The organism is Flavobacterium sp. (assembly GCF_036759525.1).
In the GTDB taxonomy this organism is placed as follows: Bacteria; Bacteroidota; Bacteroidia; order Flavobacteriales; family Flavobacteriaceae; genus Flavobacterium.
Window position 1 is genome coordinate 82,277 of the sequence record NZ_DAIOUN010000007.1, and the last position, 24,563, is coordinate 106,839.

General features: G+C 34.3%; 23 protein-coding genes and 1 tRNA gene. 10 read left to right on the top strand and 14 right to left on the bottom strand.

What is annotated here, in order from left to right; genetic code table 11:
• Positions 1-20: 20 nt before the first annotated feature.
• The 5 genes from V7M80_RS07175 (at position 21) to V7M80_RS07195 (ending at position 6,728) form a co-directional block, all read left to right on the top strand.
• Positions 21-2,648, top strand: a complete 2,628-nt coding sequence (locus V7M80_RS07175; RefSeq protein ID WP_333695076.1) for a T9SS-dependent choice-of-anchor J family protein — start codon at positions 21-23, stop codon at positions 2,646-2,648.
• Between the two features lie 78 nt (positions 2,649-2,726).
• Positions 2,727-3,737: a glycosyltransferase gene (locus V7M80_RS07180; protein ID WP_333695077.1), complete on the top strand. Its 1,011-nt coding sequence runs from the start codon at positions 2,727-2,729 to the stop codon at positions 3,735-3,737.
• Entirely contained in the window at positions 3,730-4,314 is a 585-nt protein-coding gene (coaE, locus tag V7M80_RS07185) for a dephospho-CoA kinase (RefSeq protein ID WP_333695078.1), read from the top strand. The genes V7M80_RS07180 and coaE overlap by 8 nt, the downstream gene beginning before the upstream one ends.
• A 71-nt stretch (positions 4,315-4,385) precedes the next feature.
• Positions 4,386-5,972 carry a sensor histidine kinase gene (locus V7M80_RS07190; protein ID WP_333695080.1) on the top strand — a complete coding sequence of 529 codons (1,587 nt, stop codon included), beginning with the start codon at positions 4,386-4,388 and terminating at the stop codon, positions 5,970-5,972.
• Positions 5,973-6,011: 39 nt separating this feature from the next.
• Positions 6,012-6,728 carry a response regulator transcription factor gene (locus V7M80_RS07195; RefSeq protein ID WP_333695081.1) on the top strand — a complete coding sequence of 239 codons (717 nt, stop codon included), beginning with the start codon at positions 6,012-6,014 and terminating at the stop codon, positions 6,726-6,728.
• A gap of 182 nt (positions 6,729-6,910) precedes the next feature.
• Here the strand turns inward: V7M80_RS07195 and V7M80_RS07200 are convergent, their stop codons facing one another.
• From V7M80_RS07200 to V7M80_RS07240, 9 genes are all read right to left on the bottom strand, one after another.
• The gene (locus tag V7M80_RS07200) at positions 6,911-7,654 is read right to left on the bottom strand and encodes an acyl-[acyl-carrier-protein] thioesterase (RefSeq protein WP_333695082.1); all 744 of its coding nucleotides are present in this window, start codon (positions 7,652-7,654) and stop codon (positions 6,911-6,913) included.
• A gap of 11 nt (positions 7,655-7,665) precedes the next feature.
• Positions 7,666-8,208 carry a hypothetical protein gene (locus V7M80_RS07205; protein ID WP_333695084.1) on the bottom strand — a complete coding sequence of 181 codons (543 nt, stop codon included), beginning with the start codon at positions 8,206-8,208 and terminating at the stop codon, positions 7,666-7,668.
• Positions 8,209-8,218: 10 nt separating this feature from the next.
• A complete protein-coding gene (gene miaA, locus V7M80_RS07210) occupies positions 8,219-9,163 on the bottom strand; it encodes a tRNA (adenosine(37)-N6)-dimethylallyltransferase MiaA (protein WP_333695125.1) in 945 nt (314 codons plus the stop codon).
• A gap of 2 nt (positions 9,164-9,165) precedes the next feature.
• Positions 9,166-10,008: an ion transporter gene (locus tag V7M80_RS07215; RefSeq protein ID WP_333695086.1), complete on the bottom strand. Its 843-nt coding sequence runs from the start codon at positions 10,006-10,008 to the stop codon at positions 9,166-9,168.
• Positions 10,009-10,039: 31 nt separating this feature from the next.
• Positions 10,040-11,401 carry an exonuclease domain-containing protein gene (locus V7M80_RS07220; protein WP_333695088.1) on the bottom strand — a complete coding sequence of 454 codons (1,362 nt, stop codon included), beginning with the start codon at positions 11,399-11,401 and terminating at the stop codon, positions 10,040-10,042.
• A 39-nt stretch (positions 11,402-11,440) separates the two neighbouring features.
• On the bottom strand, positions 11,441-12,100 hold the full coding sequence (locus tag V7M80_RS07225) for a YggS family pyridoxal phosphate-dependent enzyme (RefSeq protein ID WP_333695090.1): 660 nt from the start codon (positions 12,098-12,100) through the stop codon (positions 11,441-11,443).
• A 15-nt stretch (positions 12,101-12,115) separates the two neighbouring features.
• Complete coding sequence (locus V7M80_RS07230) at positions 12,116-13,333, bottom strand: DUF1015 domain-containing protein (RefSeq protein WP_333695092.1); 1,218 nt, start codon at positions 13,331-13,333, stop codon at positions 12,116-12,118.
• 73 nt (positions 13,334-13,406) lie between these two features.
• Entirely contained in the window at positions 13,407-14,297 is an 891-nt protein-coding gene (locus tag V7M80_RS07235; protein ID WP_333695094.1) for a 3-hydroxyacyl-CoA dehydrogenase family protein, read from the bottom strand.
• 126 nt (positions 14,298-14,423) lie between these two features.
• The gene (locus tag V7M80_RS07240) at positions 14,424-15,389 is read right to left on the bottom strand and encodes a Gfo/Idh/MocA family protein (RefSeq protein ID WP_333695096.1); all 966 of its coding nucleotides are present in this window, start codon (positions 15,387-15,389) and stop codon (positions 14,424-14,426) included.
• Positions 15,390-15,740: 351 nt separating this feature from the next.
• Here V7M80_RS07240 and V7M80_RS07245 point away from each other — a divergent pair, with 351 nt between their 5' ends.
• Complete coding sequence (locus tag V7M80_RS07245) at positions 15,741-16,382, top strand: protein-L-isoaspartate(D-aspartate) O-methyltransferase (protein WP_333695097.1); 642 nt, start codon at positions 15,741-15,743, stop codon at positions 16,380-16,382.
• A gap of 27 nt (positions 16,383-16,409) precedes the next feature.
• Here the strand turns inward: V7M80_RS07245 and V7M80_RS07250 are convergent, their stop codons facing one another.
• Together V7M80_RS07250 and smpB are read right to left on the bottom strand one after the other, a co-directional pair.
• Positions 16,410-17,459 (bottom strand): Fic family protein, encoded by a 1,050-nt coding sequence (locus V7M80_RS07250; protein WP_333695099.1) that lies wholly within the window; start codon positions 17,457-17,459, stop codon positions 16,410-16,412.
• A gap of 86 nt (positions 17,460-17,545) precedes the next feature.
• Positions 17,546-17,998 (bottom strand): SsrA-binding protein SmpB, encoded by a 453-nt coding sequence (gene smpB, locus V7M80_RS07255; RefSeq protein WP_333695101.1) that lies wholly within the window; start codon positions 17,996-17,998, stop codon positions 17,546-17,548.
• Positions 17,999-18,137: 139 nt separating this feature from the next.
• Here smpB and V7M80_RS07260 point away from each other — a divergent pair, with 139 nt between their 5' ends.
• Together V7M80_RS07260 and V7M80_RS07265 are read left to right on the top strand one after the other, a co-directional pair.
• A complete protein-coding gene (locus tag V7M80_RS07260; RefSeq protein WP_333695102.1) occupies positions 18,138-18,824 on the top strand; it encodes an OmpW/AlkL family protein in 687 nt (228 codons plus the stop codon).
• A 131-nt stretch (positions 18,825-18,955) separates the two neighbouring features.
• A complete protein-coding gene (locus tag V7M80_RS07265) occupies positions 18,956-20,470 on the top strand; it encodes a S8 family peptidase (RefSeq protein WP_333695104.1) in 1,515 nt (504 codons plus the stop codon).
• A gap of 78 nt (positions 20,471-20,548) precedes the next feature.
• Here V7M80_RS07265 and V7M80_RS07270 read toward each other — a convergent pair whose 3' ends face one another.
• From V7M80_RS07270 to V7M80_RS07280, 3 genes are read right to left on the bottom strand one after another with little or no spacing between them, the layout of a single operon-like run.
• Positions 20,549-21,019 (bottom strand): phosphoglycerate mutase family protein, encoded by a 471-nt coding sequence (locus V7M80_RS07270; protein ID WP_333695105.1) that lies wholly within the window; start codon positions 21,017-21,019, stop codon positions 20,549-20,551.
• 23 nt (positions 21,020-21,042) lie between these two features.
• The gene (locus V7M80_RS07275; RefSeq protein WP_333695106.1) at positions 21,043-22,590 is read right to left on the bottom strand and encodes a hypothetical protein; all 1,548 of its coding nucleotides are present in this window, start codon (positions 22,588-22,590) and stop codon (positions 21,043-21,045) included.
• A 10-nt stretch (positions 22,591-22,600) separates the two neighbouring features.
• Complete coding sequence (locus V7M80_RS07280; RefSeq protein WP_333695107.1) at positions 22,601-23,755, bottom strand: ABC transporter ATP-binding protein; 1,155 nt, start codon at positions 23,753-23,755, stop codon at positions 22,601-22,603.
• Positions 23,756-23,878: 123 nt separating this feature from the next.
• Here V7M80_RS07280 and V7M80_RS07285 point away from each other — a divergent pair.
• Both V7M80_RS07285 and V7M80_RS07290 read left to right on the top strand, forming a co-directional pair.
• A tRNA-Pro gene (locus V7M80_RS07285) sits at positions 23,879-23,952 on the top strand.
• A 308-nt stretch (positions 23,953-24,260) separates the two neighbouring features.
• A complete protein-coding gene (locus V7M80_RS07290; protein WP_333695108.1) occupies positions 24,261-24,554 on the top strand; it encodes a hypothetical protein in 294 nt (97 codons plus the stop codon).
• Positions 24,555-24,563 lie beyond the last annotated feature (9 nt).

Below are 24,563 nucleotides of genomic sequence, written 5' to 3' on the forward strand. Positions count from 1 at the left end.
AAACTATTAAACATTAAACTATGAGAAAAATTACTTTATTTTTTCTATTACTGATGGGAACTACGGCTTTTGCTCAGTTTCCAGAAAGTTTCGAGGGTGCTTTTCCTCCAACCGGATGGACAACCTTCAGAGGTGTAAACAACATCGGTGTTTTGCAAGATTGGACTACATCAACTGCAGTTGCTGATGTGAACACAGGTACGAGAGCTGCTTATGTTCGATGGGAGGACGTTAATGGAGGTTTAGCTGAGGATTGGATGGTAACCCCGGCATTTACAGTATCGGCCTCGAACCCGGTTTTGTCTTTCTTTCAAAGACAAACTTTTACTGCGGAATATGGAACAGTATACACCATTCGTGTATCTACAACATCACAAACCGATCATGCTACATTTACTGTGGTCAATACGCAAACGGAATCTGATGTGCCAACGGTAAGAGCTGCTAAAGCAATTGATTTATCTGCTTATATTGGTCAAACTATTTATGTAGCTTTTGTAATGACTAATGACGATGGAGATACATGGGCTATAGACGATGTTGACATGATTGCACCATTACCTGCTGCTCCTGAATGTGCTACTGTAGTTTCGCCCGCTAATGGTGCAACAAATGTGGTTCCCGGTGGAATTACTTTCGCATGGGAGCCTTCTGCTACGGGGTCAGCAGCAACTTCTTATGATTTATTTTATGGTTTAACTCCCGGAAATGCTACTATTTTAGTAGGGAATTATACCACTACTTCTCAAGTTATTAATGTAGACGGTTTCAATACTACTTTCTATTGGAAAATAGTTCCTAAAAATATTTCTGGTAATGCAGTTGGATGTGTAGAATGGAGTTTTACAACTTCAGCACCAACTGGATTTTGCCTTGGATCGCCTAATGGTCAATTTCCGGCAACAGCCTACACGCCCGCAACTTGTGATGGTATTACTGTTAATACCATTGCCAATAATTCTTGGACAGGAGAGTATTCTGTAGTGAACGTTGTTGCAGGAGAGACTTATATCTTTAATAGTTCCGTAGCAACTGATATTGTAACTATAAGTACTGATAACGGTGTTACTGCTGCAGCATTTGGAACAGCACCATTGACTTGGGTATCAACTTTAACAGGAACTGTACGTTTTTATTTACATAACAATATCAATTGTGAGACCTCTCAAGTAAATAGAGTAAAATCTATTGTTTGTGGTGTTCCTACTAGTGATCAACCGGATTATGTGAATTTACAATTCCCGGGCTCAGCAACCATAGCTCAAAATTCTACCGTTACGGTTTATGCTCAAATTTATGAAGGAGGTTTAACCGATGTAGCTCCAAATATTGTAGGGCAAGCTCCTGGTATTACAGCTTGGATTGGTGTAAGCCCAGCAGGTGAAAATACAAATCCTGATACATGGACAAACTGGATTCCTGCCACTTGGAATGCCGGAAGTGTTGGAAATAATGATGAATATCAAGTAGAATTAGGTACGGGTTTAACTCCTGGTACTTATTATTATGCATCGCGTTTCAGATTAAATAATGGTCCTTTTGTATATGGCGGTTACAGTGCTGGAGGTGGAAATTTCTGGGATGGAACCAATCATATATCTGGTGTATTAACTGTTCAGGAGCCACCTTTTACGGGATGTTTAAATGCTCCTAATGGATTATGGCCTACGGCTACATTTACACCTACTTGTACGGGAAGTGCTCAGGTTATTACTACTGTAGGTTATGCAGGTGAGTATTCTAATGTACAAGTTCAAACGGGTACAGAGTATACTTTTTCAAGCAGTATAGTAACTGATAGAATTACTATTTCAAATGCTGATGGGACTTCTGTATTAGCATTTGGTGTAGGAAGTGTTACATGGACTTCGTCTGTTACAGGTGTAATTAGATTTTTTACCCACGAAGATAATGCTTGTACAGATAATGAAGATTCAAGAACTAGAAGAGTTCAGTGTGGTGTAGTACCACCAGCACCAGCAAATGATGAATGTTCAGGAGCTATTGCTTTAACTCCGGGCGGTGTTTTTGATCAAAATGCAATTGTTGGTACAAATTTTGGAGCAACAGCTTCAAGCTCAGAAGTTGCACCAACATGTGGCTTGTTTCAGGGCAGTGATGTTTGGTATAGCGTTGTAGTTCCTAATTCAGGTACATTAACTATTCAAACTTTAGCTCAAACCGGAGGAGCCATGACAGATTCAGGCTTGGCAGTATATTCAGGATCTTGTGGAAATTTAACTCAGTTGGCCTGTAATGATGATAATCCATCAGGTGGAAACTTCTCAATCATAACAGTAACAGCTGCAGCCGGTACTACCCTATATGTTAGAGTATGGTCATTTGGCTCTACTTCTCAAGGTCAGTTCCGTATCTCTGCTTATGATGCTTCTTTGAGCACTGCAACTTTTGATAACAACAGTTTAAGATATTATCCAAACCCAGTGAGAGATGTTTTAGATATTTCTTATGCTACAGCAATTCAAAAAGTTACGGTTACAAACTTATTAGGTCAACAAATGTTACAAGCTACTATTAACGCAACAGAAGGTCAAGTTAATTTATCATCTTTATCTGCAGGAGCTTATTTAGTTACTTTAACAACAGAAGATCAATTGCAAAAAACATTTAAAATTATTAAAAATTAATTTTTTCTAATTTCAAATCTAAAGCCACGCTACAAGCGTGGCTTTTTTGTTTTTGTGTATATTTGTTAAAATTTATACATGTATTTTTCAATTGTTATACCGGTTTACAATAGACCCGATGAATTAGAGGAACTGCTTCAGAGTTTGGTACTTCAAGACTTCAGAAAACCATTTGAAGTTGTTGTAGTTGATGATGGTTCAACTCTAAGTTCGTATGAAGTGGTTTCTAGATTTGAAAGCGAATTGAATTTATCCTTCTATTACAAAGCGAATTCCGGTCCCGGTGATTCTAGAAATTTTGGGATGAAAAAAGCAAAAGGCGATTATTTTATAATTTTTGATTCTGATTGCATAATTCCTGAAAACTATCTTTCACATGTTGAAGCTGCCCTTAATCAGAACTTTTCCGATTGTTTTGGTGGACCAGATGAGGCACACCCAAGTTTTACTTCAATCCAAAAAGCGATAAATTTTAGCATGACATCTGTTTTAACAACCGGTGGAATTAGAGGAGCTTCTGAAAAAACCCAAAAATTTCAGCCTCGAAGTTTTAATATGGGTATTTCCAAAAAGGCATTTGAAGCTTCAAATGGATTTGGGTTAATTCATCCCGGCGAAGATCCTGATTTGTCTATAAGACTCTGGAAGTTGGGTTTTGAAACGCAACTTATTTCCAAAGCATTTGTATATCATAAACGGAGAATTGATTGGTCTAAATTTGCCAAACAAGTATATAAATTTGGAAAAGTTAGACCCATTTTGAATACGTGGCATCCGGAGTTTACCAAATTAACGTTTTGGTTCCCAACTCTATTTATTATAGGATTGGATATAGCTTTACTAATAATGTTATTTGGCATTTTTATCCCAATTTATTTTTACATCAGCTATTTTTTCATTCTTTTAATAACTTCAAGTTGGCATACTAAAAGTTTGAAAATTGGGTTTTTATCTATAATAGCAGTTTTGATTCAATTTTATGGTTACGGAATTGGATTTTTAGAATCTCAAATTAGCCTCAATATTTTGAAAAGAGATCCTGAAAAACAATTTCCCGACTTATTTTTTAAATCTAAATTTCATGACTAAAGTTATAGGTTTAACAGGAGGAATAGGTAGTGGAAAAACTACAGTAGCTCGGTTTTTTTCCGATCTAGGAGTTCCTGTTTTTATAGCGGATAATGAAGCTAAAACAATTAGTGAAAGTGAAGAAGTTCGACCCTTACTTCAAAGTTTGTTTGGAGATAATGTTTATAAAGCAGGGAAATTAGACAGGAAATATATTGCTAGTCAAGTTTTTTCGAATCCCGATTTACTACAAAAATTAAATCAAGTTGTTCATCCCAGAGTTCAAAAAAAATTCGAACAATGGCTCAAAATCCACAGTAAAGCAAAATACGTAATTAAAGAAGCAGCCATTTTATTTGAGTCAGGAAGTTACAAACAGTGTTTTAAAGTAATTTTAGTAACAGCACCGCAAGAAATAAGAATAGAAAGAGTTCTAAAGAGAGACGAAACCGATTATGATTCTGTAGTGAAAAGAATTTCAAACCAATGGTCAGACGAAATCAAAATTCCGTTAAGTGATTTTGTTATTGAAAATGTAAATTTATCACATACTAAAAGTCAAGTACTTGAAATTCATAATGTTTTGAATAAAATATAAAAAAATGGCAACATGTTAATGTTTGGTTAATCTATTTACAATACAAATGTTAAAATCCTAATTTTGTGTCGATGAATAAAGTATTATTTAGATTGCTTGTTTTCTTAATGAGTTTGTCGCTCATTGGAATTATTCTGGTACAAGTATATTGGTTTAACTCTTCACTCGAAAACAACCAAGAGCAATTTAAATTTCATGTAAAGCAAGTGCTAGCAAGTGTTGCCGATGATTTACAACAAAAAGAAATATTAGCTTTTGTTGATCGAATCAATCAATTTAAAGACAGTACGGGTAACGATAAAGTTGTAAATACAGATTTTTTAGAATTTGGGTATTACCAACGCAATGCACAAACCAATGAAACAATAATTTATTCAAATAGTATCAATTCGCAAGATTTTACTATTTCGCCATCGTTCTTTGATAAAAAAATTGACAGTTTAAAGGTTAAGAGCTTCAGTTCAAAACGAAAGACAGAGATTTACACCAAAGGAGCTTTTGATAAATCGGATTTGCAAAAATCAATTTCACCCGATATTAAAGTTGAAAAGTCTGGAAATGTAAAGGTGTTAGACAAATTATTGTACGATATTTCTTTCAATGATATTGCTTCAACATATCCCATTCAGAGACGTGTTTCTAAAGAAAAGTTACAAGAACTTTTACGAAGACAACTTAATGAATACGGTGTAAACACTCCATTTGAGTTTGGAATTTACAGTAATGGTTTAGCTACTAAAGTAAAATCGGAAAAATTTAAATTTAACAAAAACGATACGTATAGTACACCCATTTTTATGGATAATGAAGGAGTTAGTAAGTATCAGCTACTCGTTAGTTTCCCTGAAAAGAAAAAATTCATTTTTTCAGATTTAATTGGAATAGCCGCATTATCCTTAGTGTTTACTTTAATTATCATTATTGCCTACAGCAACGCTTTGAACCAATTATTTAAACAAAGACAAATTTCCGAAATCAAAACTGATTTTATCAACAATATGACTCATGAGTTTAAAACACCCATAGCAACTATAAATTTAGCTCTGGATGCTATTAAAAATCCTAAAGTTATTGAAGATAAAGAAAAGGTTCACAGGTATTTGCAAATGATTCGAGATGAAAACAAAAGAATGCATGCTCAAGTAGAAAATGTATTACGTATTTCTAAATTGGAGAAAAAGGAGCTTGAAATTGCCAAAGAACCTAAAGATATAAATGAAATTATTGGTGATGCAATTGAACATGTTAGCCTAATCATTGAAAACCGTCAAGGCACTATCAATACTCACTTTAAAGCTACCCGAACAACGGTACTTTTAAATGATGTTCATTTTACAAACGTGTTGGTTAACATGTTGGATAATGCCATAAAATACTCGCCAGACACCCCTTTAATTGATATTTATACAGAAAATTTAAACGATTTTATTATAATAAAAATTAAAGATCAAGGGGCCGGAATGTCTAAAAATGCTCAAAAACGAATTTTTGAAAAATTTTACAGAGAACATACCGGAGATATTCACAATGTCAAAGGACATGGTTTAGGGTTAGCCTATGTTAAAAGAATTGTGGAAGAACACAACGGAAAAATTTCCGTAGAAAGTGAAAAAGGGAAAGGAAGTACCTTTAGCATTAAATTACCCTTAATAAACTAATATTTAAAAAAACTAAATTACCTCTAAATAAATTAACCTATGGAAGCAGAAAACAAAAAAATTCTTTTAGTAGAAGACGACCCCAATTTTGGTGCTATATTGAAAGATTACTTAATGTTGAACGATTTTGATGTCGTTCTGGCCAAAAACGGAATGGAAGGTTTTGAGAAATTCAAAAAAGACACCTACGATTTGTGTATTTTGGATGTCATGATGCCTTACAAAGACGGCTATACTCTTGCTAAAGAAATTCGTGAGAAAAATAAAGACGTGCCTTTGATTTTCCTTACCGCTAAATCAATGAAAGAAGATGTATTAAAAGGATACAAAGTTGGAGCCGATGATTATTTGAATAAACCTTTTGATTCAGAAGTGTTGTTGATGAAAATTAAAGCTATCATGCAACGCAAACAAACCGAAAGTAAAACCGATAATTTGAAATTCGAATTCCAAATTGGTAAATTCCATTTGAATTCTAAATTGCGTTTCTTGACTTTTGGGAATGACGAACCCATCAAATTATCACCTAAAGAAAACGAATTATTAAAAATGTTGGCTCTTCATGAAAATGATTTGATGCCACGTGAATTGGCCTTAACCAAAATCTGGAGAGATGATAACTATTTCACTTCCAGAAGTATGGACGTATATATTGCCAAATTGAGAAAATACCTTAAATCTGACGAAGATGTTGAAATTTTAAACATCCACGGCGAAGGTTTCCGATTGGTAATCAAAAACAAAGTTGCCCAGTAACAAGAAAAGCTCTCAATTTTTGGGAGCTTTTTTTTGAACCCTTCTCCAGCTTTTCACTACAAGATTTTGTGCAAAAAAAAAGAATTCTACAAACCCAAAAGAGCTTCCTCCGGTCGCTTTTTCGCTTTAAGAATTCTAGTTTTTTTTACCCAAAATGCTTTCCGTTACAATCTGGGGTAGGATTACCTGCTATATTCCAATTTCAGTGCAAAACTGGTTTTTCCACTCTTGGTTACCGTCATCAATTCCGGATTTTCTTCCAATGAAGTTTGAATTTCTATTTCGTCATTCCAATGCAATTCCCTCAAAAAATTCAGGTCAAACGCCTGAACTTTATTTTTCAAAATAACATTGGCATTCAAACCATCCAAACACCATTCTAAATATTTTACATTGTTGGCATGATTCACTATATCCAAATCCGATAACACTATAGTTTTTTGTTTTAAAAATTGCAAAGCACCATTCAAATCAATTTTCTCAAAAGATTTAACTGTAGGTAACCTCTCCGGATAAAAAGTAAAATGTTCAAAAGGTAAAGCTAATGCTTCCGGTTTCCGTAATTCGGTATTGATAACCACCCAATAAGTGAGTGCTCCGGCCAACTTTCGGTCTCCCAAATACAACTCCAAAGCCCTAACCGAGCGTGAATCTTTCATTTCAACAATCCACGTTTTTACGGTAACCACATCACGCCATTTGGGTAAATCACTTACTTCAACACGCATTCTACTCAATACCCAAGCTTGATGAAAAACTTGCATATCGCTAAAACTCAATCCACCCAACTCGGCATGTAAACCTGCCGTAAGTTGCAAAATGTTACACAATTCGGTATGTTTCAACTGTCCGTTTGGATAGCATTGAATAAAATTAATTTCCCAATCTTTGGAAAATTCGGAAGTAAAAAGGGGGGATATGGGCATTTTAATGGTATTTATTGAACTTCAAAAGTGAAGGTGTTACTCTCTAATTCACTGAAATCTGTAACCAAAGAATGTCGCGTAAAATTGCAACCCACCTGATTCGGATTATAGGAAGCTATGTTGTAAACGGTGAGTGTATAAGTGCCGCTTTCCAGTAACTTTATACCAAATTTACTTTTAAAAGTGTCATTTTCTGGGGTTAAAATTACCGTATTAGATTCTGCTTCTCCCTGTTCCACAACCGATGTATTATCGTTTAAATACAAATAAAAAAAAGTGTTGTAAACAGAAGATTTTTTTAAGTCAATATAATAACTGAGTTTGGTATCGAAAGAAAATAAATCTATTGCTGCATTTCCATTATTTTGATTGCGATCTACAATAGCAGACAACCACAATACATCTCCAACAGTATAGGTCGTTTGTTGATTTTCTATGGATATCAAATTTGGTATTTGCCATTCCACATAACGACCACAAGGACGTTCATCTTCATCACATTGTGTAGCTAGTAGAAAAGGAAACAAAAATAAGATAAGGGCAATTTTTTTCATATCATTTAATTTATTGGGGTTCGTTGGAAATTAAATTTGCTATACGTTGATTGATTTTAGATCTATCATCTTCAAAATCAAACCAATTGACATTTTCAGTTCGTTTAAACCAAGTGAGTTGACGTTTCGCAAAACGACGCGTATTTTTTTTGATTTCATCAATGGCAAAATCTAAGCTGGTTTTACCCTCAAAATAATCAAATAATTCTCTGTAACCAACGGTTTGCAGGGCATTTAAGTGTTTATTTGGGTACACGTTTTTGGCTTCTTCCAATAAACCTTCATTCATCATCAAATCCACTCTTCGGTTAATTCGTTCATACATCATTTCTCTATTGGCATCCAAACCAATAATAATCGGAGTGAAGTTTCGCTTATTTTTTTTCTGATTCAAAAAAGAAGAATACGGTTTTCCGGTTCCCAAACAAACTTCTACAAATCGCATCATCCGTTGCGGGTTTTGCAAGGTTTGCGGATTTTCAGAACTTATTTTCTCAAAATAAATCGGATCTAAATCTTTCAATTTGTCCTGTAAATAATCTAAACCTTTTGATTTATATTCGGCTTTAATTTCTTCACGAATGGAAGGTTGAATATCCGGAAAATCATCAAAACCTTTCAAAATAGCCTCTACATATAATCCTGAACCCCCCACCATAATTTGAATGTTATTTTTTTCAAATAATTCATCCAATTTCAAAAGAGCTTCCCGTTCAAAATCACCAACATTGTACGACTCAAAAATAGATTTATGTTGGATAAAATGATGAGGTGCCGCTTTCAATTCCTCTTCATTTGGAACAGCGGTTCCTATTTTCATTTCTTTAAAAAATTGACGACTGTCGCATGAAATGATATCACAACCAAAATGTTGAGCCAAAGCAATACTCAAAGCGGTTTTGCCTATAGCTGTTGGACCAATAATTGTAATAAGGTAATTTGTTTTTGTCACAATTTTTATGAATTTTCGTCTAACTCTTCTCCGCAATTGTAGCAAAATTTGGAATCTTCACCGTGGTCATCTTTACCACAATTCATGCAATGATGTCTTTTAGAATCACGACCTCTTTTGTATTCTGAGCGAGCAATCTCAGCAGTCACAATTCCGGTAGGAACGGCTATAATTCCGTAACCCATAATCATTACAATAGAAGCTATAAATTGACCTAAAGGTGTAATAGGAGAAATATCGCCATATCCAACAGTGGTTAAAGTCACAATGCACCAATAAATACTAGTGGGAATACTGGTAAAACCGGCTTCTTTTCCCTCTACTACATACATCAATGAACCAATCAAAATACAACTGATTAAAACAAAATACATAAATGCCACAATTTTTCCTCTGCTGGCAATTAATGATTTTCTTAAATGTTGCGACTGACCCGAAAAATGAGGATGGTTCAATATTTTGAATAATCTCAGTAATCGTAAAGCCCTAACAATCACCAATAAATGGGTGTCAACAAAGAATAATGATAAATACATTGGTAAAATGGCAATTAAGTCGATTATGCCATAAAAACTCAAAATGTAACGCCAAGGTTTATTGATACAAATAATCCGAAGGATATATTCAATACTAAAAAAAATGGTGATTATCCATTCTAATAAAATGAGTTGGTCATGGTATTTTTCATCAAATCCGGTAACGGTTTCCAACATAACCAAAACCACACTGAGTAAAATTAAACCCAAAAGAATTAGATCGAATAAACGTCCTGCTACCGTGTTGGTACCGTAAATGATGATATGGGCTTTTTGCCGGAAAACATCAAATTTCGATTTTACTTCTTTCATTTTACAACCCTTTACTACAAATATACTTAAATTAAAACGGAATAATCTTCATGACTTTGTGCTTTCGCAAATAGCCATTGATGATGTTTTTGGTATCACGATTATTTTGCATGGGGATAATAATATTTCGTAGCACCTCTACATTAGTAATCTGATAATTCAAATCAAAAAAACAATAGCCTTTATAAATGCCATTTTCAATCAATACAGCCGAACGTTCTTCCAAACTTCTGCCTCTGTCGATAATGATTCGATTCTGGCTTTCAAACTCATTATTGTCTATAAATTCCTGAACTCTATCGTTGTATTCCTCAGGGCTAATTTCTCCTATACACGCACCGTCACATTCTTTAATTTTATATTTGAAACACGAATTTTGGGTTTCATACAAGCCATTAATTTTTTGGCATAAATGGTACTGGTCAGTAATCTTAAATAAGGCATTTTTTCCTTCTTGAATAGACGAAAAGGAAGTAATTTCTTTTTTACGGCCGTCTGTTTTTTGGAGGGAAAGACAAATGTACCCATTATCGTTTTTTACAGGATACAAAGCCCATTGAAATAACGTTTTTCGTTGTGCCCGATTGTAAATGGGTTTGTTAATCTTTATTTCTTCACTTTCTTTCAAAAGGGCAATGAGTTCGCTACCGGTTTCTTCATACGTAACCGTATACACTTCCATTTGAATTTTTTTGCACTTTCGGCTTGTTCCGGTAAAATGTTGATTGACACGCTTTTTAATGTTTTTACTTTTGCCAATGTAAATCAAATCCCCTTTTTCATTATGAATATAATAGATTCCGGTTTTAGAGGGAAGATTTTCTACAATATCCAGTAATTTAGGCGACATGCCCGATTTAATTTCAGTTTTTACGGAGCTTTTTAAAATTTCTTTTTCAACATCTTTTGCCAAAAGCATTTTGAATAATTTCACCGTTGCCATCGCATCACCACTGGCTCTATGGCGGTCGGCCATTGGAATTCCAAGTGCACGAACCAATTTTCCTAAACTATACGAAGCATGACCCGGTAATAATTTTTTGGATAACTCAACAGTACAAAGGGTAGGTTTTTGAAATTTAAAGCCCAGTCTTCTGAATTCAGTTTGTAAAATTCGATAATCAAACGAAGCATTATGAGCCACCACTATACAACCTTCGGTTATTTCAATGATGCGTTTGGCTACTTCATAAAACTTAGGAGCCGAACGCAACATGGCGTTGTTAATACCGGTTAATTTTACCACAAACGGCTGAATCGGAATTTCAGGATTCACCAAACTGATAAATTGGTCCACGACGTCATGACCATCAAATTTATAAATGGCAATTTCGGTGATTCCTTCTTCGTTGTATTGACCTCCGGTGGTTTCTATGTCTAAGATTGCGTACAAAAAAAAGTGATTAGTAATTAGTGAATAGTAATTAGTTTATTATCTGCTACCAAATATACTGCTTCCAATTCGAATCATCGTACTTCCGCATTCAATAGCGAGTTGGTAATCGCCGCTCATGCCCATGGATAAAGTGGTCAGTTGGCAGTTGGCAGTGTTCAGTTGGTTGTATTGGTCAAAAATAGATTTCAAATGTAAAAATTCGCGTTTGATTTGCTCCTGATTATCTGTAAATGTAGCCATTCCCATTAAACCGACAATACGAATATTTTCAAAGGTTTTCAATTCTTCTGAATTCAGAATTTCATATAATTCTTTTTCATCCAAACCAAATTTTGTGTCTTCTTCCGCAATGTGAATTTGCAACAAACAATCAACTGTTCTTTTCCATTTGGCTGCCAAGCGATTGATTTCTTTTAATAATTTCAAACTATCTACACCATGAATTAAACTCACGTACGGAATCATGTATTTTACCTTATTCGACTGAACATGACCAATCATGTGCCATTGAATGTCTTTGGGCATTTGTTCCCATTTTTCCGTCATTTCCTGAATTTTGTTTTCACCAAAAATGCGTTGCCCGGCATGGTAGGCTTCCATCAAATCTGCAATTGGTTTGGTTTTGGAAACGGCAACTAGGGTTACGTGGGAGGGAAGGGAGGATATTATTTGTGAAAGATTTTCTGCTATATTCATTTTCAAATTTTCAAATTACAATTCATACACCATCAACCCACTTCTAAACTTCGGTTCAATGTAGGTGCTCTTCGGAGGCATAATCATATTGTTATCTGCCAAGGCTTTAATCTCCGAAATATCCGATGGATAAAGCATAAAACCTACTTCAAATTCGCCTTCATCTATCAACTCTTTGATGGTTAAAACAGATTGTTTTCCGGGTATGTACTCAATACGTTCATCATTACGCAAATCTTCAATACCAAGTAAAGGATGCAAGACTTTATCATATAAAATTTGAGCATCTAAGTTTTCTAAAATCGTGGGATTGTTGTTTTCCAATTTATAAAACAAGGCGTAAAAATTTCCATCCAAATACATCCCAAACTCAAATTTACTTTGGGGTTTCCACAATTCTTGTTCTTTGTTTTTGATGATAAAATGTTCATCTAATTGGGCTAAAAAATCATTGACTTCATAACCATTCAAATCACGAATAATCCGATTGAATTCATATATTTTCACTTCACTTTCGGCAATAAGGAAACTCATGAAATAGTTCAAATTGTCATTTCTCTCAGCTTTATATTCATCATGTAATAATTCTGCCGAAGCTGAACGGTGATGTCCATCGGCAATATACAACTCCGGAATTTGTTCAAATTGTTGTTGCAACCACTCAATTTCTGCTTCATCATCAATTTTCCATAACTGATGTTTCTCCTTATTGGTGGTGGCATAATTGTATAGAGGAATACTTTTTTTCTTTTCAGTAATCCATTGATTAATTGAATTATTATCCGGATAAGTAATCAAAACCGGCTCTGTATTAAAACCGGTTTGATGTAAATAATCTTTGAACAATTCCACGCGATATTGCAACGTGTCTTCGTGTTTTTTGATGACATTATTTTTATAATCGTCTATGGAAGTTCCGGCTACAATTCCGGTAAACGAATTGGTTTTCGTCTGGATTTCATACACAAAAAAAACCGGTTTTGTTTCTTCAACAAAAACACCATCGGCCTTAAAATCTTGGTATTTATGAGCTACACCTTTGAAACGTTTATCTAAGGTGATTTTTTGCGAATGTACATACGCCGGATGAATTACATGCAAAAACGAATACGGATTAAAACTCAACCAAGCCGCCAACTCAGCCGAACTGTAATCGTCATAATTTCTACACGTAACCAAGCCCACTTTATCCGCAGTGGGACGAACGGCTTTGAAGGGGATTATTTTGCTCATGATTTAAAGTGAATAGTAACTAGTGAATAGTAATTAGTGGCCGCTAATCACTAATTACTATTCACTAATCACTCTATTTTATAAACTGCCTCGAAACTTTTTCCGCTTTCTTACTCTCCGAATAATCATAAAATCCTTCTCCGGATTTTACACCTAATTTTCCGGCCATCACCATATTTACCAGAAGTGGGCAAGGAGCATATTTTGGGTTTTTGAAACCGTCATACATTACATTCAAGATGGAAAGACAAACATCCAAACCAATAAAATCGGCTAGTTGTAACGGTCCCATTGGGTGAGCCATTCCGAGTTTCATAACCGTGTCAATTTCTTGAACGCCGGCTACTCCGTTGTATAACGTTTCAATCGATTCATTAATCATGGGCATTAAAATGCGATTAGCCACAAATCCGGGATAGTCGTTCACTTCCGTTGGCGTTTTACCTAATTTTACAGATAAATCCATGATGATTTTAGTCACTTCATCCGAAGTGTTGTACCCACGAATGATTTCAACCAATTTCATAATCGGCACCGGATTCATAAAATGCATGCCAATTACGCGTTCAGGATGCACCACCTGAGCTGCAATTTGCGTAATGGAAATAGATGAAGTATTCGTTGCTAAAATCACATTATGGTCGCAAACCTCACTCAGTTGTTTAAAGATGTTCATTTTTAACCCCACATTTTCAGTGGCGGCTTCCACCACTAAATCCGTTCCAACTACACCATCTTTTATATCGGTGTACGTGATAATATTAGAAATCGTTTTGTGTTTGTCGTCTTCCGAAATCGTTCCTTTAGCCACCATTCTATCCAAGTTGGAAGCAATCGTTGCCATTCCTTTTTCCAATGATTTTTCGGAAATATCAATAAGTTTTACGGTAAATCCGCTTTGAGCAAAGGTGTGGGCAATTCCATTTCCCATCGTTCCTGCTCCAATTACTGCGATTGTTTTCATTATGTATGTTTAGTTTGTTTTTGTTTCAAGTTTGCTTCGCCAGTCGCCTTTCAGGCTCGTGTCAGGTTTCAAGTTTCAAGTTTCAGATTTAGCAATAACGTGAAACCTGAAACTTGAAACAAATTATTATTTCCCCATCGAATCAATAATCATATATGCTACTCTCAAAGCATTTGTTCCATCTTCCAACGTTACCACCGGAGTCGTATTATTGTTTATCGCATCGGCAAACGTTTCCAATTCATCCAAAATGGCATTGTTCATCGAAACCACCGGGTTGTCAAAATAAATTTGTTTTTTCACACCTTCGGCATTCTGCAAAATCATATCAAAATCACCCGGAACTTCGGGGGCGTCTTTCATTTTTACCACTTCACACACTTTGTCCAAATAGTCCACCGAGATGTACGCATCTTTTTGAAAAAAGCGTGATTTCCGCATGTTTTTCATCGAAATTCGGCTCGAAGTCACATTCGCCACACAACCATTTTCAAACTCAATTCGAGCATTGGCAATGTCGGGTGACTGACTCAACACCGAAACACCACTCGCATGAACCGCTTTCACTTTCGATTTCACCACACTCAGAATCGCATCAATATCATGAATCATCAAATCTAAAACCACGGGAACATCGGTTCCTCTCGGATTAAATTCTGCCAATCGATGGGTTTCAATAAACATCGGGTTGTCAATTTGATTTTTCACCGCAATAAAAGCCGGATTAAATCGCTCCACGTGACCCACTTGACCTTTAACATTGAATTCTTTAGCTAAAGCAATAATTTCTTCCGCTTCTTCAACGGTGGTAGAAATTGGTTTTTCAATAAAAACATGTTTGCCCGATTTAATCGAAACTTTAGCACATTTATAGTGCGAAAGCGTAGGAGTTACAATATCAATCACATCCACAGCGTGAATTAATTTGGCAATCGTATCAAATCGTTTATAGCCAAATTCAGCCGCTATTTTCTCGGCATATTCGGCATTTTCGTCATAAAAACCAACTAATTCGTATTTGGAAGATTGATTGAGTAATCGCAAGTGTATTTTTCCAAGGTGTCCGGCACCCAAAACGCCAACTTTAAGCATAAATGTAAATTTTATCAAAAATAGTAATTATGAGAGCATATTGCAATCAAATTGTAAAATTCATAAATCAAAATTTAGAATTGTATTTTTTTGAGCCTTTTCCCGCTTTTCGTTACAAGATTTTTTGTCCACTTGGCCTTTTCTAAGCCAAAAAATGGGCTCCCTCTGGTCGCAATTTTTTGGCAAGAAAAGGATCAAGTGGCCTGCAAAATGCTTTCCACTACAATCGGGGGCAGGGGAGTGTTCTGTTTTTAGTTTACAGTCTCAGTTTTCAGACAACCGACAACCAACAACAAATTTGCAAGTTCACTATTTATACTTTAATTTTACCCAAACAAACCCAAACCCCAAGTGAGAGATACAGAAAAACATCAAGGACTTCGCAATCAGTTAGTAAAACATTTAGCTGAAAAAGGGATTACCAATAAAAATGTATTAGAAGCCATAAAAAAAATCCCCAGGCATATGTTTCTTGATTCCGGTTTTGAACAATTTGCCTACCAAGACAAAGCTTTTCCCATTGGTGCCGGACAAACGATTTCACAACCCTATACAGTAGCTTTTCAATCCCAATTATTGGAGGTAAAAAAAGACGATAAAATTCTTGAGATTGGTACCGGTTCCGGCTATCAAACGGCTGTTTTATGTACTATGGGAGCCAAAGTTTATTCCGTAGAACGTCAAAACGAATTATTCAAAGCAACGTTTAATTTATTGCCTAAATTAGGAATTAGACCCAAATATTTAGCGTTTGGAGATGGGTATAAAGGTTTACCCAATTATGCACCGTTTGATAGCATCATTGTAACTGCAGGAGCACCAATTATTCCTAAACCCTTAATGGCTCAATTAAAAATTGGAGGAAGGCTAGTTATTCCACTTGGTGAAAAGGAACAAATTATGACCTTACTAATTCGTAAAAACGAAACCCAATTTGAAAAACATGAGTTTGGAGAATTCCGATTTGTACCGTTGTTGGAGGATAAGAATTAAAATATAACCCGCCGAAGCGGGCTTTTTTTAACCAATAATATTGATATATCGCTCTAAACTTTCCTTTTCAATTTGGGCAATAAAAAGTAAAAAATCTTCTTTATTGCCATTTGTTTGGGCAATTTCTAAAGCAGTATAATACTTCATTCGGTTGTCATAATCACCTTTTATATTGGCAATTACATATCCGTGTTGTAATAAAATTAAATTCATGACCAAGCGTGAGGTTCTACCATTTCCATCAATAAACGGATGGATAGTAACCAATCGTTCATGCATTTCTGATGCCAAAACCACCGGATGCATTTTGTTTTTATGGGTTTCATACCAAATAAAATAATCTTCCATTTCTTTTGCTACATTATAAGGTTGTGGCGGCATGTGGCTGCTTCCTTTTATCATAACTTGAACACGACGATATCTTCCGGCATCTTCCGGAATAATTCCTCTCAAAATGAGATTATGTATGGTTAATAATTCTCGTTCTGAAAAGCTAAATCCTTTTTCCATTAATTGTTTAATATAACCAATTGCCTCTTGATGATTAATGGCTTCCAAATGCTCACGCATACTTTTTCCGGAAACGGTTAGACCTTCATTAATAACTAAATCTGTTTCTCTTAGTGTTAGCGTATTTCCTTCAATTCGATTGCTTTCAAAAGTATATTCTAATTCCAGTGCTTGTGCAATTCTATAACTGTCCAATGCTCTTTTTTGATCTAAAACTTTCTTTAAAGCATCAATTTCATTTAGTATACTTTTTAATGAATTTGAAATCGTGTCTCGTTTAAAAGCGGCATTGTATTTCATTTCACTTTCTGCAACCATAAGTGCTTTTAGACCAAAATTTTCATCATCTCCTATTTCATATAATATTTTTTCCTTCAACCAAGCTACCATCAATGTTTCATAATCTATTTCTAAAATTGAGGCTAACTTAACTATTTGTTCACGGGTTGGTTTTCGATTACCATTTTCAAACTTACTAACCAAGGCTTGATCAATTCCTAATAGTTGTGCTACTTCTCTGGTTTTTAAATTTTTATTTTCACGAGCTGTTTTTAATAAGTTTTTCATTTTTAAATTATTTTGTCATGACAAATTTAGTCATAAATTTAAAAATATCAAAAACAATCATCTATTATTTAAAATTTTATTATAAATTAGAAGTTCTTTTTAATTCGATCAATGTCTCTTTTGCTGTCGCGGTCTTTAATGCTTTCACGTTTGTCATAGTTTTTCTTTCCACGACAAAGTGCAATTTCCATTTTGGCGTATCCTTTTTCGTTGATATATAAACGAAGTGGTATGATAGTGAGGCCTTTGTTTTGTAAATCTTTTTCCAGACTTTTTAATTCCTTTCTATTTAAAAGTAGTTTTCTTTCGCTTTTTGCTTTATGATTATAATGTGTGCCAAAGGAATACTCTTCAATATTGGAGTTGATTACAAATAATTCTCCATTATTAAATTCACAAAAACTCTCGGCTATAGAAGCTTTTCCAAGTCGAATGGATTTAATTTCAGTACCCGTCAATACTATTCCGGCATCGTATCGATCTAAAATTTCGAAATCAAATTTGGCTCGTTTGTTTAATATGTTTATTGTTTTTTGCATCGGATTGCAAATGTAGCAACAAAAATTAGGAAAACTAAAAATTATTACTGTAGAAATTCATTTCAGACAATGATTTTTGTCAGGTTTTTACTTTTTTCTTGACGTTATTTTTGAACTGTTAATTTTAAACAACAATAACATGAAAAAAATAGGAATTTTAATGCTTACACTGACACTATTAGTCGGTAATAGTTTGTTTGCTCAAGAAGAAAAACCGGCACCGGAATTTAAAAAATGGCAAATGCGATTACGTGCCATAGGGGTAGTACCCAACGAGAGTGCCAAAATTGGTATCATAGGTGGTGATGTTGCCATTTCGAACACCATTGTTCCCGAACTTGATTTCACATATTTTTTTACAAAGAATTTTGCAGCAGAATTGATTTTAGGAACTACCAAACACGATGTTAATACTGTTGGCTCTGACATCTCTGCTATTGGCGGGCCTACAAGTTTTGATGTAGATTTAGGCAGTGTATGGTTATTACCTCCAACTTTGACGGCTCAATATCATTTTTACCCTTTACAAGAGAAAAAATTTAAACCTTATGTTGGTGCCGGAATTAATTATACCATTTTTTATAATGTCAAAGAAGGAAGTGTAGTAAAAGATGTGAAGTACGACAATGCTATCGGATTTGCAGCTCAGGCCGGTTTTGATGTTTTTATTAATGATACCTATTTTATAAATTTTGATGTAAAAAGATTGTTCTTGAAAACCGATGTAACCGTTGATGCTTCAAATTTAGCTGCTGGTTTGTCTATTCCTGCAGAGGTAGAAATTAATCCCTGGATAATTGGTTTAGGTTTTGGGATGAGATTCTAAGTTTTAGATTGGTTAGTTATTCCAAAGAATTTTGGAATTGTAAAGTCCGATACTTTAAGTGTCGGACTTTTTTTTAATACGTAAGAATATTTTAGTATATTCGTTTAAATAGTCTTAAAAAAATAGTAATTATGGTAAAAAAATCACTTTTTGTTTTGGTTTCCTTCTTCTTGATTTTAGTTTCTTGTTCTCAAGATGAAAATTTAAATGAAACGAATGATTCATTTCAAATGAATCAAGAACCTTTAACGGCACGACAAGTAAACGATATTATCAATTCGTTTAACAGCAACGGAACTAAGTTTTACTGGAAAAATGTTACCATTCATACTTTATGGAGTGCAATAAAGATTGGAAATAATCTAGCAACCGTTGGTTATGGTACTTCAAGTACCGATTTTGAAAAATCAAATACTTCAACCCATCAGTCACAACAACAAAATTTGTTGCAACTTATTTCTAAATCTGAGGAGAAATCTATTAGTGAAATTTTGGTTTACCAAAGTGAGCATTTGAAATTATTTGATGTAAAAATAACCAAACCCCAAACCCTTGAATTACTTCGTAAAAACAAGAATGTACGTTATGTTGAACCGGCAGATTATAAATATTTTAGTTATGAAAATTCTGGAAACTCTGATGAGTATCAAGTTTTTTCAAGCTCAGGTTGTGGATATAGTTCGGCTACGTTAAGCAGTCTGGATTTTACAACGGTTACCCCAAATGCTCGTGTACCATGGTCTTTTTACAGACACAATATACCTGCAGCTTGGAATTTGACCTCAGGTTCCGGAGTTGGTATTGGAATTGTTGATACCGGTTTATCTCCGCAACAATCTCTTATGAATGGTAGTTTTAATAGTGGACTCTCAACTGGAAGATACGTTCAAAAGTACGGAACCTACGTAGATTCAATTTGGCCATGGTCTACAACAACAGATGGGGTAAACGATTTATGTAGTCATGGTACCAGTATGGCATCTGTGGCAACAGCACCTCGAAATTCGGTTGGTTTACCTGTTGGGGTAGCCTACAACTCTAATTTAATTTCTTATCGAGCTTCATCTGATGTAGTTTTGAATGGATATCATGAACAACGGGGCGTTGAACAAGCATTTACAGCATTGGGAAATAGAACAGATGTTAAGATTATTTCTATGTCAATGGGTCATATCTTTTCAGTTGGTCGAATAGAAGATGGGGTACGTTATGCCAACAATAGAGGAAAGCTTATTTTTTGTGCCGGAGGGACATCAACTTCGTTTACCAATTTTGTAGGTGTAATTTTCCCAGCTTGGATGCCAGAAACAGTTGCGGTTACTGGAATTAAAGAAGCATCAACCTATCAAAAATGTGATGTATGTCATACCGGATCAGAAATTGATTTTACAATTATGATGCAAAGAGCGGGTAGTAACAATACTGTACCTGTCTTAAGTTATTACAACAATCAAGCCGATTATGTTGGCGGTTCTTCTGTGGCAACGGCAACTACTGCAGGTATTGCGGCTTTGGTTTGGGCCAAAAACCCAACATGGACAAAATCTCAGGTATTGACCAAAATGAAGCAAGCTTCACAATTTTATCCCACCAAAAATTCTCAGTTTGGACATGGTATAATTAATGCCTTAACTGCAGTTCAGTAAATTGATATTGCAAAAAGCATATTCAGTAAATGCTCCAAAAAGTTAGATACGATTTGGGGCATTTTTCATGAGAAGTTTTTAATTATAAACAACTAAATCATGGGTAACTTTTCCCTCTTCTATTTTTAGGGTATAAAGACTACCAAAGTTATTTTCATCAAGTAGAGGATATATTTCTGAACCTAAAAAAGTGTTGATATATTTAGGAATGGTATTGCTATGGCCAACTATCAAAATTGTTTGTCCAAGATGTTTTTTGTAAATTTCTTCTATTGAAAACCTAGATGCCTCATAAAATATCATTTCTTTTTGCTTGGTAGTTGCTATGTAACTGCATGTCATTTGAGTTCTTTGGGTTAGTGTAGTATAAAAAACAGTAATAGGAATTTTTTCAAAAAAAGCAGCCCATTTTAAAGCTCTTTGTATGCCTTCTTCAGATAATTCCGGATTGGATGAACTATTGGTTTTTTCGGCATGCCTAATAAAATACAACGTAGTTGTTTGTGACTGAGATTCGTAAAACCAACCTACAGTCATAATTATAATCATCCAATTTCTTATTAATTTACAAATTAAGATTCGGCTATTCCTTTCCATTTTCGTATAGATTTCGATAGGATAAACATAAAAATTATTGACAAAATAAGGTTAATGCCCAAGAAGTTACCAACAAAAGATTCTAAAAATTCAATTTCAGGAAAATGAGTGGCATTCCTTTGATCGTAAGACACCTTATAATAATTTTGGGTCAACTTCATAATCTCAATGATTAAATAATACACTAGAATGGGTAGAAATTGAAAGTGCCAAATTCCTAAATTTAGTATTACAGCAGAAATTTTTTTGGTTCTACTTTTCCAGACAATTACAGCAAAGTATACTATAAAAAACAGAATAATACCAATCATTACACTCAAACGTGTACTAGGCTCTAAGCGAAGTGAAAATACGGCACCAATCAAAATGCCTAGCGTTATAGTTGTTAGTAAACTGATTAACCAACTTCTTCCGGATGTAAAACGGAAGGAGAAAAACAGGAATGAAAATCCAAAAACAATATGGAAAAATAGAGTTAGATACTGAAAATCTATTGTTGGACTTGTCCATGCCCTAGAAATGGTATCATAGGCATCTTCCATATGTTTAGAATTCACATAGTATTTGTAGTAATAATTTTTGACACCGTTTTTTAATTTAAAATCAAAGGATTTGGGGTCGTACTCAATATTGGATGAGGCAGATTCTATCACGGCTTGTACTGCTGTTGTGTCTGCAATAACTTCTTCATCATAATAGTCTTCAATGTAATAATCCTCCGCATTAATTCGTTTTCCAATTTTGTAGTAATTGGTAAATTCCGGAAAATCGTATACTTTTTGAAACCATTCTTCACCCGAAATGTTTGATTCTAAATTGTGACTGTCTAAGATTTTAAGGAATTGATTCAATACCTGTTTGATTGAATCTTGTTGATTGGCAATCATCCATTTTTTTACCTTTATTACATTAAGAGAATCCTTTTGGTCATCCAAAATAGAAAAGCTTGTATACCCTTTATTGATTAATGATTCTAAAGCATATTTTCTGTTTTCAAAATCAAAAGAATCTCTTCGTACTTGCTTCCAATTTCCTGCTCCATCCTCTACCGTAATGTAATAACCTTCTTGATAAGAACCATCTAGGAAAATACTGGCTTGTGTGATAATTTCACAACGGGATATAAACTCAGATTCTGTAAAATAATCACGTGCTCTTTTTTCCTGAGCAAAAAAGTATGTGGGAATGTACGATAAATTTAAAGTACAAATTACCAAAATAAACAACCATTCTTTGAAGATAGAAACGCCACTTTTTGGATAAAACGATTTGAAGGCATTGTTTTTAAAATACAATAAGGCCCAACTTATGAATACCAATATACTCAAAAGAATACTAAAAATAATAACTACAGATTCTTGATAGTTGTAGTTGTCCCGATTAAAATTTAAGGCTCCATCTTGATAACCAAGACCAAAAAAAATCAGATTAAATAAGATTAAAATGAATAGAAACGGTAAAATTTTGGTATTCCATGCTAAAGGATGTTTTAATAGCAAATACGAATTTATTTTTTGGAACATGATGTGGATTTTAAGTTAGAAAAAATCTGCGGGTAGAGTTTGAAATATCTCGGTAGTAATTCATAGGTATTTGAGCATCATGAACAATTTTTAAAAAATCGAAACTCGTAAATTCATGGTCAAACTCGGCTATAAATGTACTTCCATTAAAGTGAAGTGAAACTAAATGGTGTTTTCTTAACAAATCGTCTAAAGCATTTTGAGTCCAAGTCGTTTCAAATTCTACAATGAAATTCAACACTCTTTCTGTAGTTGATGCAGAATTTTCATGTAGATTTTTTTGTTGTCCATTTTTTAAAAATACCACTTGGTCTGATGTCTTTTCAACTTCATATAGTTGTTGAGAACTCAAGACTATTCCCAGTGGTCGAAAAGGAGATTTGGCTATGGTTTTAAAATCCTCCAAAATGGTTTGTTGGGCAAGAATATCCAAGTTAGCCAAAGGCTCATCAATAAGTAAAATTTTAGATTTTCGAAGTAACAATCTAGCCAATTCAAATCTCATTTTATAACCTGACGATAAGTCTTTCCATTTGTGTTTTCTATATTTACGTAAACCTAATCGAGCCAATACCAGTTCTACAACCCATTTATTTTCAGAAGGTTTATAACCATAATGAGTTGCCGTAAATTGCAAATTTTCAAACATAGACCCATGCCAGGTTTCGGTTCTTTGCGGAATGTAAACCAATTGTGTGCGTAAATCATACAAATCGGTGTACTCAAAATGATAAGTTAAAATCCCAGATGTAGGTGTGAATTCACCACATAATGTTCGTAGCAAGGTGGTTTTACCATTTCCGTTTTCACCTACTAATCCTATAATTTCTCCTTCGTGAATGTTCAATGAAATGGGGCCAAGTGAAAAGCCATTAGAGCTGTATTTTTTTGTCATTTCTTGACAAGAAACCAAAAGCTTTTTTTGAGGCTCTGTTTTATTCTTTAAAAAAGCATACAGTTCTGATAGTATTTTTTGACATTCTATTTTTATATCTTCAGTAGAAGGTTGACTATCTATGTAGTCTAAAAAAGCAACAGTTCGGGAATAAAAGGATTCGTTTTCGGTATCCAAAGTTAAGTCGATAATACGTTTGGTAACCCAATTGAAGTCCTCAAATTGAAGGTTATTGAGGATGTTTTGATATTGTTTTTCAAATTCAGACATAAAATAGATGTGTTTTTTCAAATGTAGTCAATTCTTTACGAATGGATAACGAATATTTGAAAAGAATATTTTTAAAAATAATTGTGATATTGATTCTAAAAACTTACTTTTGCCATCACTTTTCGGGATGTAGCGCAGCCTGGTAGCGTACTAGCATGGGGTGCTAGGGGTCGCTGGTTCGAATCCAGTCATCCCGACAGTAAAATCTCTTGAGCTTAGCTCAAGGGATTTTTTTTTTGAAGCTTTACAGATTTTACCAGAATCAAACCCTTTTTTGGATCAAGAAATAATCCAATCCTAACGACACTCCAAAATCCAAAGTTTTACTTAAGATATTTAACCCAGCATAGGTAAATGAATTTTTGTTTTTGAAACCGTTTAAATTTTACGGGAAACCACAAAAATTAGTACTAATTATAAAAAAAGTACAGTATTTTTTAAAAGGTATTGTTTTTTTGTTAAATTTGAGTCCCCTTAATCTAATTATTAACCTAAATTCAGTACTATGGCCTCTCTTTACGAATCCATTGAAAACGAGAAAATTTCTTCTCTCGTCTTTCCAAAGTCTGATGTATTACAAAAAAATGAAGCAATTCATCAGCGGTTATCCGAATTAAAATTAGCCTTGTCATTTGGAAATTTAGATTACTTTAAAATCAAAATTTATTTTGAGGATAATGAGTCTAAAAAAGTTGTTGAAGCAAAGGTCTGTGGTGTTACCAAAAAACGGGTAATACTTAATCAAGGAATTGGAATTCCAATTAATCGTATTTACAGAACTTTCAAATTTTATACCTAATAATTTTTA